The following is a 13006-nucleotide window of genomic DNA, read 5'->3' on the forward strand; positions in this document are numbered from 1 at the left end:
CTGGTCTCAGGCGGTGTCAGCAGGTGGGCATGGTCTGAAGGGCGAGCTTCCGGCGGATGTATCGACCGAGGGCATCCACACCGATATTGAGCAATGCGGTGATCAGGATCAGGACCATGGCCCGGTCGAACCGGATGTTCTGGATGGCACTGTCCACGTAGAAACCTAGGGTATAGATTCCGAGGATCCCCAGGATGGCTGTTTCCCGCATGATGATTTCCCAGCGGTAGAAGAGAAATGCCAGGAAGGAACGATACACGCGGGGAACCAGTTCCCAGGTGTACCGGTTGAATCCGGCGGGTGCATCGGGCCGCAGGCGAATGTTGTTGGTCTGACGACCAATCAGATGGCCGATTATGCCACCGTTGTGCAGGGCCAGGGCAACAACGGCGGGGAGCATGGAGGGACCCCAGAGTTGCAGAAGGATATAGGCCAGGATGTACTCTGGCGTTGACCGGGCGATCACCAGGAATACGTGACCGCTGGTCCGGCGCACCGGCCCCCCGAAATGATTGGATATGAGGGGGAACGCCAGCAATGCCAGGATGCCGGTCGCAACCAGGGCTATCTGAGTCAGCAGGATGGTATTCCAGATCCCCGGAAGCGCTTCGTTTATCATCAGGTCGTTAAGCCAGGGCAGAAGCCCGGTCAGCCCTTCGTCGCCGCGCAGGGGGGCGGGAATGATGTCTTCAGTGAAGAAACGCTCAACATTACCCCAGACAATCGGCAGTCCCTCTCCCAGGAAGAAGGGCGCAGCCAGAATATAGATGGGAAGCAGTTTTGGGCGTACCCAGAGTGGAATGGAGGCGATCAGAACGTAGAACAGGATCAGCATTGCCCCGGCATCGGAGTAGAGCCCCTGCGAGAAAGACGACTCCAGGTAAAAGCCCAGGGTGGGCAGGCCGACGAAGCCGAGGATCGCACTGGAGCGCAGTCCGCATTCGAGGCGATAAGCGGTGTAGGTCCGCATCTGGTCCCAGCAATCGGGAATTCGGGCATAGAGAAACGCAGCAACCATACCGGTACCGGGTGGCAGCAGCCGCCTTGGCTCCGGATCGGCCTCCTCCAGGATCTCCGAATAGACTTTGGCAAAAATACCCGAGTAGGGAATGGCGATGGCGAGCACACCGGTCAGCGGGTGAAACCCGAAGAACTGCAGGAAGATCAGTGCCCAGAACAGCTCATGAATCGCTCGGATGAATGCGCAGAAGATGCGAACCGGTAATAGCCGGTAAACCAGTGCCAGCAGGAACCCGAAAAAACTGCCCAGTGCCACGCCCACGAACGCGAAAGCAACGGTGCGTAGAAGGGCAGTCATCAACCCCTCGGAACTGAAGAAATTGGGAGTGACCACGCCGAGGAAAAAATTGCCCAGGTCCCGCCAGGGATTGGAAGCCGTTATGGCAATATCGGCAAACAGCAGCCCCGCGATCGCGACCGCGAAAAATATCAGGCTGGCTCTGACCGTGGGATAAGAAAGCATGGAATCAGCCGGTAACCTCAGTACAGGGACATGATGTCGGAGGGCGACAGGCGGTCACTCGGTTCGTCCAGCTCGATCAGACCATCCTGGATGCCAACAATCCGATTACAGTACTGCAGTGCCAATTCTACATCGTGCAGGGCAATTACACTGGTTGCAAAGCGGTCCCTGAGGAGGGCCATGACCTGGAGCGCCCTGGGCCCGTCCAATGCCGAGACGGGTTCGTCCGCCAGCAACAGGCTTTCATCACGGTAGATCGCCCGGGCGATGGCAACCCGTTGACGCTGGCCACCGGAAAGAGACGCAGTGGGAATCCACAGCTTCTCAGCCATTCCCAATTCGTCCAGCAGGTTTTTTACCGCAGCGCGGTCGGCAGCGAAAGGCCGAATCAGAGACAGCGTATTGTACCAGGTACGGTGCTTGTCCAGTTGGCCCATAAAGACGTTATGGAAAACGGGCAGGGCGTTGACCAGACCCAGCTCCTGGGGAACGAGGGAGGAGTTACGGCCCACCTGTTCATGGATGAGGCGGATGAGGGTGGATTTGCCTGCGCCGCTCTTTCCGACCAGGGCAACCTGTTCACCTTCGCGTACTCTGAGGGAAAGCGGCCCAAGGACGCGCTCTCCCCCAAATGAGGCCGTTAGGCCCGAGAGATCAAATCCGGACATCAATCAAGGATTCCAATCTCTTCGGCTGTTTTGCGAATGGGCTCGTAGTCCTCGTTGGAAGCAGGAATGAATCCGGAACGGGGGAAGCTCTCCAGAAGAGCTTTGTCATCGAGTGCCAGCAGCGCTTCCTTCACCCTGGCCTTGAAGCCATCGCCAAAGCGCTCATTCACATCACCGCGGATGGTCCACTGGTAGTCCGGATAGGCCGGCGTTTCCCAGATCACCTGCACAGCGTTGGTATCGATATTGCCGTCCTCCAGCTCCTTCTGCCAGACCTGGAAGTTCAGGGCGCCTACCTCATAGGTGCCTGCCTCGACAAGGCGCAGCGTCCGGGTGTGATTGCCGCTGAAGCCTACGCGGCCGAAGAAGTCCTCGGGCGCCTCACCAAAGGTGTCACGGATGTGGAACTCGGGCATCAGGCGCCCGGAAGTAGAGCCTTTGGAGCCAAACGTGAAAGTCTTGCCCCGGAGTTCGTCTTCCAGCTCGGCCAGTTCCTGTGCCGGTTCGATGCCAGCGCTGGTGTTGGCGATGAAATAGGTCTGGAAGGCTTCATCCTCCACGCCCTGCGCTATGGCCTCAGAGCCGGGCACCAACCGCCGGGCCTGAACACCGGAAAGACCACCAAACCAGGCAAGCTGTACCTGGTTGTTACGGAAAGCAGAAACAGCTGCCGCATAGGACTTTACCGGGATATAACGAACCTCAACGTCCAGCTGCTCCGAGAGGTAGTCGGCCACACCACGGAACCGCTCGACCAGTTTGGTCTCATCTTCGTCGGGGATTGCCGTGAATACAAACGTCTCCGCGTTTGCCGAGGCTGCAGTCATGAAAAGAAGGCTGGAAGCCACAAATTTCCGTATCAGATTCAAAGCCATTTGAAATCCCTGTTTTGATCGGTTTTGGAGGAGAGTCAGGATACCTTGATTTACCTGAACTCTGAACAGCTATACGATTGGCAGGTTTTATTGGCTCAGCCAAACATTTCTTTCTTTCAGGCCCTGATCAGCATTGTAACCGATGAAAATAATAATGATTACACCGGCCGCTCCGGGATCCCGGGCCGGTAATCGCGCCACCGCCGAGCGCTGGAAAACATTACTGGAAGATGCCGGCCATGAAGTCGAGGTCGTTACCGAGTATCAGGATGAGCCTTGCGATGCATTCATTGCCCTGCACGCCTGGCGCAGTCACGGCGCCGTTGCCTGTTTCCATAGCAGGTGGCCGGAAACACCGTTGATTGTGGTACTCACCGGGACTGACGTTTACCGCCACCAGGCCGAATTTCCAGAGGAAACCTTCGCCTCGATGACGATGGCTGATGTTCTGATTGGCCTGCATGACACAGTGGCAGAGGATATTCCCACGCGTTTCCGGGATAAGTTGATCACCCTCTATCAATCTGCCGTCGCACCGCCGGTTGCCACCGAACGGTCCACTGATCGCTTTCAGGTCTGTGTCGTCGGTCACCTGAGGGAAGAAAAGGATTCCCTTCGGGCGGCCCGGGCGGCCAGGCTCCTGCCGGAAGACTCCAGGATCCAGGTACTGTCTGCAGGGAAGGCTCACAATGACCAATGGCAGCAGATGGCTGAACAAGAGGCCAGGGAAAACCCGCGATTCCGCTGGCTTGGACAGTTGAATGAGCGCAATACCCGGAAGCTGCTCACCGGCAGCCACGTGATGGTCATCAGTTCGGTGATGGAGGGCGGCGCCAATGTTGTTTCGGAAGCCTGCCGGGCCGGCATCCCGGTGCTCGCCAGCGACATTCCCGGGAACCGGGGACTTCTGGGTAACGACTATCCGGGCTATTTCCCACCCGGCGACGAGAAGGCGCTGGCCAAACTGCTCCGCAAGGCAGAGACCGAGCCGGAATTCCTCCAGACACTCAGGTCACACGTGAATGAGCTTGCTGACCGGTTCACACCGGAACGGGAACAGCGCAGTCTGGAACAGGCGTTGGCGATTGCGCGCCAACGCTGTTCCGAGCGTGTCCGCGCTGGCTAGTCCTTCAGGAGGATGGGTTCGATTGGTCCGGACTCATCCTGTGGAAGGACCCGACCAATAATTGCCGTGTGCGGATACCCGAGAGCCTTCAACTCCCGAACACAGTCTTCCGCCTGATCTGCGGCGACGCTCGCCAGCAAACCGCCGGCCGTCTGGGGATCAAAGATCAGAGGGTAGCGGGGATGCTTCACCCACTTCTCCTGGTCACGGATGCCACGCCGCAAACGGATGTTGGCCGGCTGCAGCGAACTCAGGATGCCTGCAGCCGCGGTTTCTTCCGCGCCCGGTAATACCGGAATGGCGGAAAGATCCAGTTCCGCGTCCACGCCGGACGGACGGGTCATCTCCACAAGGTGGCCGAGAAGTCCGAAACCGGTCACGTCGGTACAGGCGCGGGAGCCATATCGGCGCAGGCACTCGGCCCCAAGCTTGTTCGAATGGATCATGGAGGCCAGCGCGGAATCGATCCAGCGACCCTTGGCGGCCAGGCGTGCGTGGGCGGCAAAAAGGGTACCGGTCCCGATTGGCTTGGTGAGGATCAGTACATCGCCGGCTCGCAAGCCGCCCTTGCTCATCACCTCGTCCGGATCAATCAGGCCATTTACCGCGAAACCCAGAGCCAGTTCCTTACCTTCGCCGGTGTGTCCGCCGACAAGCGCACAACCGGCTTCGTTAAGGACCTCTACGGCACCGGACATCATCTGGTAAACCACATCCTCCACTTTGGATTCAATGCCGTACGGCACCGTTGCAACCGCCGTAGCGCTCTGGGCTTCTGCCCCCATGGCGAATACATCACCGAGACTGTGGTTGGCGGCGACCTTGCCGAACACGTACGGATCGTCAATAAAGGCCCGGAAGAAGTCGACGGTATGCACCACGGCCTTTCCCGGTGGTACGCGTAACACAGCGGCATCGTCCGGGGCGTGCAGACCGATAATGATATCGTCCCGCTCGACCGGTTTGAGTTCATTCAGCGCGCGCGACAGAACCGTACTGCCCACCTTGGCACCACAACCGCCACAACGCATGGCCACCGCGGAAATGGCCTGGGACGCTTCTTCGGCATTCTGTGCCGCTGCAGTATCGGGCAGCGTGGCGGATTCCTCCATGGCGGGGAGGTCACTGAACTTGCGCATAAAGCGCCGGTCAATCCAGTCTTTCCAGCGCCATACCAGACGGCCGTGGAACTCCACGTCTCCCCGGGAAGCAACCGCGTATTTGTCGCCGGTACTGATCAGGGCAAGCCACTTTTTCTGGGGATAGAAGTTGCGTGTCTGTTTCCCGGTGGCGAGCCGCTTGAGGTTGTCAGCCAGGGGCGGGCCCTGGCGCACGGCAAACACGCCGGCTTTTTCACGGGGATGGTTGACGACATTGGCAATGTCCCCGGCGGCAAATATGCTGTCGTCAGTTTCACTCTGGAGCGTATCCCGTACCCTTATAAACCGACCTTCGTCCAGGGCCAGGCCGGTTTCCTCCAGCCAGGCGGGACCACCTGCCCGGGTGACCCACAGTACCTCATCCACCTGCAGCGTTTCGCCGGACTCCGATACCAGCAGCCCCGAATCAACGCGGGATACCGGAGCACCAAGATGTACCTTCACGCCCCGTTCGGACAGTTTACGCTCGAAGACCGAACGAACCTTGTCATTGTGCGTGGACAGAATCCGGTCCGCGGCATCAAAGAGGTGAAAATGCAGTTGATCTGGGTCTTTGCCACGCTGGGCAAGCTCCTTGCGGAGCCGGAACTGCATGGCCAGGGTCAGCTCGACACCGCCGGCGCCGGCCCCGACCACTGCCAGGGTCATTGGGCCGTCATGATTCTCAATGCGGGACAACAGCGACAACCAACGCTGGTTGAAGCCGTTGATGGGCTTGACCGGCACGGCGTATTCTTCGGCACCCTCAACGTCGCTCACTTTCGGGGACGAGCCAATGTTGATAGAAAGGATGTCGTAGGGCACATTCGGCCGGTTGCGGCAGAGGATGCGCTTTTTTGTCCGGTCGATCCCGACAACTTCGTCACGGTAGAAACGTGCCCCGGCGTATTCCGCCAGGCGGCTCAGATCGATATGGACGTCATCGTAGCTATAGTGTCCGGCGACGTAGCCCGGCAGCATTCCGGAGTAGGGGGTGTGGGTATCGCGGCAAATGAGGGTCAGGCGCACACCGGGGACCGGGTTCATGGCGAACCGTTTGAGGACCCCGACGTGGCTGTGCCCGCCGCCAACCAGGACAATGTCCCGTAAAACAGGCTGGTCAGGCGTTTGCATCAGTTAACTTTTTTGGCTTCGGCGGTAAGTTGGTCAAATCCCTTGAGGCTTTTGAAGGCCTGGAGCTTTTCCTTGTCGGCCGCGGACGGGTTGGCAATCTGATCGATGGAGGTGATGCCGGCGTCTTTCATCTTCTTGGCGGTTGCCGGCCCTATGCCCTTGACGAGGGTCAGGTCGCTCTTGTCTGCCGGCTTGGCCGCCTTCCTGGTTGTGGCCTTCGCAGAGGTTTTCTTTGCGGCTGTAGAGCCCTTCGCTTTGGAAGCGCCCTTTGCCCCGGTCTTTTTGGCTGCAGGCTTCTTCGGCGCAGCTTTTTTGGCTGCGGTCTGAGCCTCCTTGCTGACTTCATCTGTCAGTTGTTTGACATCGGAGCCAGCTTCTTTTGCAGCAACGCCCAGCCTCTCCAGAATGCTGCTCTGAAGTTCCTGGAATTCGCTCAAACGGCGCTCGAACTCCTCGTTGAAGCGCTTCATTTCCCGTTCTCGCAGGTCTTTCACTTCCTTGAGCAGTTTTCGCACCGGCTCTTCGACCTGGGTCTGAAGACTGTCGAACTGTTTCAGTGCATCGTTGATCAGCCCTTCAATCTGCGATGATGTTTTCTCGAACTCCTTGTTGACCTTTTTCACGATCTTGTCGACGCTCGGTTTGGCTTTCTTCGCCATGAAATGTCTCCTTACGGATGGTTGGAACGGACAGTAACGATCAGGCCATTTGCCGGAAGCCGGAGATGGAACCTGAAGATGAACGACGGGATTTCAGAGACAGCTTTCTGGACAGGACCTCGCGGATCCGCTTGAGTTTGTCGCGGTTGGGTGATCCAGGTTCAAATTCTGAAAAATCAATGGAGTAGTAGAAGTTGCTGCAGTGCTTTCTACGTTCTGTCACGAGTCCGGATACGCTCTGTGCGCAGATTTCCTCAAATGGCATATCCATGACCAGATCCAGCGTCAGACTGTCGCCGGGTTCGAAGACCTTGTCGGTTTTCATTACGCAGCCGTAGCTGTCGAGCTCAAAGACCGCGGCCTCCACCAATTCTTTGCGGAAGAGGCCCTGCTTGATCCTGAAACGGGCAATGAGATCCGGTAACGCTTCGTTCATGAATCCTGTTCTCTGCTGAGATTCCTATCCACTACGACCTGTCCACCGTTCGGACAGGCTGGATAATGATTAAACAATAGACATTGTTTTCGGTATTGGCAATTCCATCAGTGCCCTACGAACACCCTCTCACGCATTTCCTCAATAGTGAGGGAGAGCGCTTCAGGCATCTGACGACTTGACCCGTACCTCGTACATGTCTTCCCTGCGATCCTTCAGGTTGTTCACCGAGCCCTCGTTACGGACCAGAGTCAGCTTCTCCAGGTCCATATCCGAAAACATGATCATCTCGGTGTTGGGTGTCGTTTCGGCCATGACCGCATCGTGCGGGAAGGCAAAATCCGAAGGCGAGAATACCGATGACTGGGCGTATTGTACGTCCAGATTCTCGACCTTGGGCAGGTTACCCACGCTGCCTGTTATTACGACGTAGCATTCGTTTTCGATCGCCCGTGCCTGCGCACAATGCCGGACCCGCAGGTAACCATTCTTGGTGTCGGTCCAGAAGGGAACACAGATGATATCGACGTCCTGGCTTGCGGCGATCCGACCCAGTTCCGGGAACTCGATGTCATAGCAGATCAGTATGGCCACACGTCCGGCATCGGTATCGAACACCTCGAAAGTATCACCGCCCTCGATTACCCAGTCCCGACGTTCGTGAGGGGTGATGTGGATCTTTCGTTGTTCGTCCACCCGACCGTCCCGATGGCACAGGTACGACACGTTGAAAAGCCGGTCGTCCTCCAACAGGGGCATGGAGCCGGTAATGATATTGATGTTGTAGCTGACCGCCATTTCCGACATCTGATCCCGGAATTGCTCGGTAAAACCGGCGAGGAAACGTATGGCCCGGGTCTGGTCCATCTGGTCTGTCAGCCCCATCAGAGGAGCGTTGAAGAATTCCGGAAACAGCGCGAAATCACTCTTGTAGTCGGAAAGCGCATCAACGAAGTACTCCACCTGTTTCAACACTTCGTCCACCGAGGTGAACTCACGCATCTGCCACTGCACAGCCCCCAGTCTTACCTGGGTTTTCCGGACGCTCAACACCGGGGAAGGGGGCGTGTAGAGAATGTTCCGCCACTCCAGCAGCGTGGCATAGCCCATGGATTTCTCGTCTTCCGGCAGGTACTTGTGCATCAGCCGTGTGACCTGGAAATCATTGGAAAGCTGGAAAGTCAGAATCGGGTCATAGATTTCCTTGCGGTCCACACGCTGGATGTACTCAGCGGGAGTGTACTGATCCTTGTATTTGTAGTAACTGGGAATACGGCCGCCGGCCAGAATGGCCCGTAGATTCATTGACCGGCATAGCTCCTTGCGCGCCTCATAAAGACGCCGGCCCAGGCGATAGCCACGGTATTCGGGGTGGATGAAAACATCGAGCCCATACAGGGAGTCGCCGTTGGCATTGTGCCAGATCTTTTCGTTGCGCAGGATCAGGTCGTCATAGGTGTGCGGGTTACTGAAACGCTCGTACTTCACGCAAACGGTCAGTGCCACCGCCACCAGTTGGCCATTGTCCTCGATACAGATCTGGCCATCCGGGAACTGTTCCACCAGGGCCTTGATGGTCTCCTTCGGCCAGGCGCCACCAATGTCTTTATAAACAAGATCCATCAGTTCCTGGAGCTGATCATAATCATCGAGGGTGAGGTTTCGAAGGTTCAGGTGCAGTTCTTCGTGGGCCATTCAGTCCGGCTCCCGTCTTGAAAGTATATAAGGTACAACGACCACTTAAATCTGTCGGAAGTCTAACAGATATTAATCTGCAAAGAGTTTCACTCGCTGCTGTAAATTACGCAAAGTGTTTCGACCGAGATGACGGGATTCTTCGGTGAGGTACGGATTTTCCAGACGAATGATGTGCCGATCTTCCAGATTGAGACTCATGACCGGGCGACTGAAATAGTGCCGCAGGTATTCAGCGAAGGTGCCATCCTCTATTGCCCGTTCCAGACCGAGCTGCAACCGATAGGCTAGAAGGTCCTTTTCCGGACCAACGAAAAGGTAGGAGGGCATCGGATACGCGATAACAAGGTTCGGCTCGATCACGAGTCCAGGGTCGCCTTCAACTTCAAGATCATGGAGTACCTCGCTCACGCCCCGGGCAAAGCAGTCGAACCGGTTGTTCCGCAGCATGCCGAACAGGATTTCATAATGGGAGTGGGTCACCACGGAGACGCCATTGGCCTTCAGAATAGGGGTATCCGGCCAGTGCGAGCCCTGACCAATACTGATGCCACGTTCCACCAGGTCATCGAGCGTTCGGACGCCCTCGAACAGGGGAAGCTTTTCCGGGACTGTCACACACACCCTGAAGCCGAGTAGCCCGCCATCGATGGGTACAGGGATGGCATTCAGGCGCTGTTCCCGTGCAGGTGAGGTGGCCACATTGATGATGTCGATGAGACCGGATTTGTCGTTTGCAAGCTCATACAAGGCCCGACCCTGCGTCAATTCCCGACTACGAACCAGCCTGTAATCGCCATACTCCGATGTCTTGGCGAGGGCGAGCCCCACCAGAGAGCGGATAGCCGGGTTGTCGTAGTTCCGGTACCAGAGCATGAACGCCTGCTTGCGGGAGGACTGATCGGCAGACTGCTCGACTTCAGCCGCCACTTCGGGCAGGCCAAGTCCCGAGAACCAAAAGCAAAGACCGATTATTGGAAGCAGACTGCGGACTTTTGACGCCAAACCGGAGCTCCCTCTCAGTTTCGGTTTTCAGATCTAATGCTCATTCCACTCTAGACTATAAAAGGTACGTGAAGTGGGCCAACTTGCAAAAAAACGGGAAAACCGGCTTGCGGTCATCGGGTTACGTTGCAATCATCTCTTCGGTCTGAATCACAGGATGGAACACATGGCACTGATCGACAATATGATCGAAGCGACCGGGCAATGGGTCGCTTCGACGAATCCCCGGGCGACTCTGGCGCACCCGTTGGAATGGCTCAAGAAAACCGGAGGCTATGCGGCAGTGAACCGGATTATCGGTTTATCCATTCCCTTTGCGCCCCGCAACCGCTTCAGTGTTGAGGAGGTCAGGCCCGGCTATGTCCGCGCCCGGATTCGTCTGAAGGGCAACAAGAATCACTTTGGCAGTCTTTACGCCGGCGCCTATTTCCTGGTGGCGGAGATCCCCGGGGGTGTCCTGACCCTGTTTGACCTGGGCCCGTCGTACATCCCGATCCTCAAGGAAATGACATTGCAGTTCCACGAGCCCGCCAACTCCGATGTGACGGTTGAGTTTTCCCTCAGTCCAGAGGAGGTTGCCAGGATTCGAGCCGACGCCGATGATTCCGGCCGCGCAAAGTTCACCTTGCAGGGAGTTCTAAAAGACGAGGAGGGCAGGCACGTGGCTACTTCAATTGCCCATTACCGTGTCCGTAAAAAAGGGTTCACGCCCCCGGCTGACGGCTGATCACCCTGTAACCTCCAGGGAGTTGATCTGTGAGAGGGCCTCAAGGAAGGTTTCGCCATACTTTTCGAGTTTGGCCGCACCCACGCCGTTAATCTCTCCGAGCTCTTCAATGGTCCGTGGCTTTCGTTCCAGCATTTCGAAGAGGGTTGCATCGTGGAAGATCACGTATGGCGGCACGCCCTGTTTGTCAGCCAGTGCCTTACGGCAGGCGCGCAGATGGTCCCAGCCCGCCTGATTCTGGATCTGATCGGAAGTAAACCGCTTCTTTCCGGAGCCTGAGCGTCCCGCGGAAGTCGTCTTCTGGACCGGATCCTTGCGCAGCCAGACCGTTTCCTCGCCCTTGAGCAACGGGCGGCAGCGCTCCGTCAACTGCAAGGCTCCGTATCCCTCAGGGTCTGCCCTGAGGTAGCCGTTAGCCACCAGTTGGCGGAATACCGATTTCCACTCGCTGGCACTCAGTTCAGTCCCGATGCCGTAGGTGGACACGCGATCATGACCCGACTGCAGAATGCGCTCGTTCTCCGAACCCCGCAGCACATCTATCAGGTAGGTCACCCCGAATCGCTGGCCGGTCCGGTATACGCAGGAAAGCGCTTTCTGCACGGCTACGGTGCCATCCCAGGTTTCGGGAGGATTCAGACAGGTATCGCAATTGCCGCAGGGTTGTTCAAGGTTGTCGCCGAAATACCGTAACAGTACCTGGCGGCGGCAACTGGTCACTTCGCACAGACCGAGCATGGCGTCGAGCTTCTGGCGTTCGATCCGCTTGAACTGGTCATTGCCCAGAGAGCCCTCGAGCATCTGCCGCAACTTGATGACATCCTGCAAGCCATACACCATCCAGGCCGTTGAAGGCTTGCCATCGCGACCGGCACGGCCGGTTTCCTGGTAATAGGCTTCGAGACTCTTGGGCAGATCAAGGTGCGCCACAAAGCGGACATCGGGTTTATCGATGCCCATACCGAAGGCAATCGTGGCGACGATGATGACACCGTCTTCGCGCAGGAAACGTTCCTGGTGCCTGGCCCGCTCGTCGGCGTTAAGTCCGGCATGATAGGGCAACGCAGTGAAGCCTTTGTCCGCGAGCATGCGTGCGGTCGTATCCACCTTGTTCCGGGACAGGCAGTAGACGATGCCACACTCACCCTCGTGTTCGCGGCGGATAAAATCCAGCAACTGCTTGTTTGCGTTGGTCTTGGGGGCAATCCGGTACTGGATATTCGGGCGGTCGAAACCGCTGACAAAATGCCGGGCTTCAGTCAGAGAAAGTCGTTCAGCAATTTCCTTGCGTGTTCGCTCATCGGCAGTCGCGGTCAGCGCAATCCGCGGAATACCGGGGAACTCCCCGGCCAGCATGCTCAGTTGCAGGTAATCCGAACGGAAATCGTGCCCCCACTGGGAAACGCAGTGGGCCTCGTCAATGGCGAACAGGGAAATGGAAGCATTGTGCAGCAGTTCGATGGTTCGGGGCTGAATCAGCCGTTCCGGCGCGCAGTAGAGCAGATCGAGTTCGCCGGTCATCAGGGCGTACTCGGTAGCGCGGGCCTGCTCCATATCCATCGTGGAATTGAGGAACGCGGCTTTCACGCCCAGTTCACGCAGCGCAGCGACCTGGTCCTGCATCAGGGCGATCAATGGGGATATCACAATTGCCGTGCCCGGGCGGACCAGGGCTGGCACCTGGTAACACAAAGACTTACCCCCGCCAGTGGGCATCAGGACCAGCGCATCTCCACCGTTGACGACTTCCCGAACAATGTCACCCTGCAGGGGCCGGAACGACTCATACCCGAACACTTCATGGAGGATCTGCGCGGGATCTCTCCGGGCTGAAGTAGGCTTCTCTGTGGCGAGTTGTTCGAAATCCTGGTCGAGTTGCATAGCAGAACCGTGTGTGTCTTCCATGATGAATAAGGGGATTACAGGCAGATGGCACCACGTCCCTGGTGCGGCAGGGATGATACCAGAATATTCGAACCGGTTGGTCAAGGTGCCTTTCGGGTGAGGCAAACCTGACTCAGAAACGCTACAATACCGCGGTTTTTGAACCAGACATTCC

At 57.4% G+C, this 13006-nt stretch carries 11 protein-coding genes; 2 read left to right on the forward strand and 9 right to left on the reverse strand.

The window, feature by feature from the left end; all coding sequences use genetic code 11:
• Positions 1-16 precede the first annotated feature (16 nt).
• From MD273_RS07940 to MD273_RS07950, 3 genes are read right to left on the reverse strand one after another with little or no spacing between them, the layout of a single operon-like run.
• Positions 17-1483, reverse strand: coding sequence for a PhnE/PtxC family ABC transporter permease (locus MD273_RS07940; protein ID WP_239037203.1), 1467 nt, complete (start codon positions 1481-1483; stop codon positions 17-19).
• A 17-nt stretch (positions 1484-1500) separates the two neighbouring features.
• Positions 1501-2151, reverse strand: coding sequence for a phosphonate ABC transporter ATP-binding protein (locus MD273_RS07945; protein WP_239037204.1), 651 nt, complete (start codon positions 2149-2151; stop codon positions 1501-1503).
• Positions 2151-3026, reverse strand: coding sequence for a putative selenate ABC transporter substrate-binding protein (locus MD273_RS07950; RefSeq protein ID WP_239037205.1), 876 nt, complete (start codon positions 3024-3026; stop codon positions 2151-2153). Before MD273_RS07950 ends, MD273_RS07945 begins: the two co-directional genes overlap by 1 nt.
• 154 nt (positions 3027-3180) lie before the next feature.
• Here MD273_RS07950 and senB point away from each other — a divergent pair, with 154 nt between their 5' ends.
• Complete coding sequence (gene senB, locus MD273_RS07955) at positions 3181-4152, forward strand: selenoneine biosynthesis selenosugar synthase SenB (protein WP_239037206.1); 972 nt, start codon at positions 3181-3183, stop codon at positions 4150-4152.
• Here the strand turns inward: senB and selD are convergent.
• The 5 genes from selD to MD273_RS07980 all read right to left on the reverse strand — a co-directional run bounded on the left by selD (position 4149) and on the right by MD273_RS07980 (position 10145).
• Positions 4149-6425 (reverse strand): selenide, water dikinase SelD, encoded by a 2277-nt coding sequence (gene selD / locus MD273_RS07960; RefSeq protein ID WP_239037207.1) that lies wholly within the window; start codon positions 6423-6425, stop codon positions 4149-4151. The two genes, senB and selD, sit on opposite strands and share 4 nt — an antisense overlap.
• A complete protein-coding gene (locus MD273_RS07965; RefSeq protein ID WP_239037208.1) occupies positions 6425-7084 on the reverse strand; it encodes a helix-hairpin-helix domain-containing protein in 660 nt (219 codons plus the stop codon). Before MD273_RS07965 ends, selD begins: the two co-directional genes overlap by 1 nt.
• A gap of 40 nt (positions 7085-7124) precedes the next feature.
• Positions 7125-7520: a hypothetical protein gene (locus MD273_RS07970; protein ID WP_239037209.1), complete on the reverse strand. Its 396-nt coding sequence runs from the start codon at positions 7518-7520 to the stop codon at positions 7125-7127.
• 162 nt (positions 7521-7682) lie between these two features.
• On the reverse strand, positions 7683-9215 hold the full coding sequence (locus tag MD273_RS07975; protein ID WP_239037210.1) for a bifunctional GNAT family N-acetyltransferase/carbon-nitrogen hydrolase family protein: 1533 nt from the start codon (positions 9213-9215) through the stop codon (positions 7683-7685).
• A 72-nt stretch (positions 9216-9287) separates the two neighbouring features.
• A complete protein-coding gene (locus tag MD273_RS07980) occupies positions 9288-10145 on the reverse strand; it encodes a type 2 periplasmic-binding domain-containing protein (RefSeq protein ID WP_239037211.1) in 858 nt (285 codons plus the stop codon).
• Positions 10146-10386: 241 nt separating this feature from the next.
• On the opposite strand from MD273_RS07980, the gene MD273_RS07985 reads away from it, so the two are divergent.
• Positions 10387-10947 (forward strand): PaaI family thioesterase, encoded by a 561-nt coding sequence (locus MD273_RS07985; protein WP_239037212.1) that lies wholly within the window; start codon positions 10387-10389, stop codon positions 10945-10947.
• Here MD273_RS07985 and recQ read toward each other — a convergent pair whose 3' ends face one another.
• Entirely contained in the window at positions 10948-12828 is a 1881-nt protein-coding gene (recQ, locus tag MD273_RS07990) for a DNA helicase RecQ (RefSeq protein ID WP_239037213.1), read from the reverse strand. It abuts the gene before it with no gap.
• Between the last annotated feature and the right edge of the window lie 178 nt (positions 12829-13006).

Origin of the sequence: Marinobacter sp. C7 (assembly GCF_022343555.1) — a bacterium.
Classification (GTDB): Bacteria; Pseudomonadota; Gammaproteobacteria; order Pseudomonadales; family Oleiphilaceae; genus Marinobacter.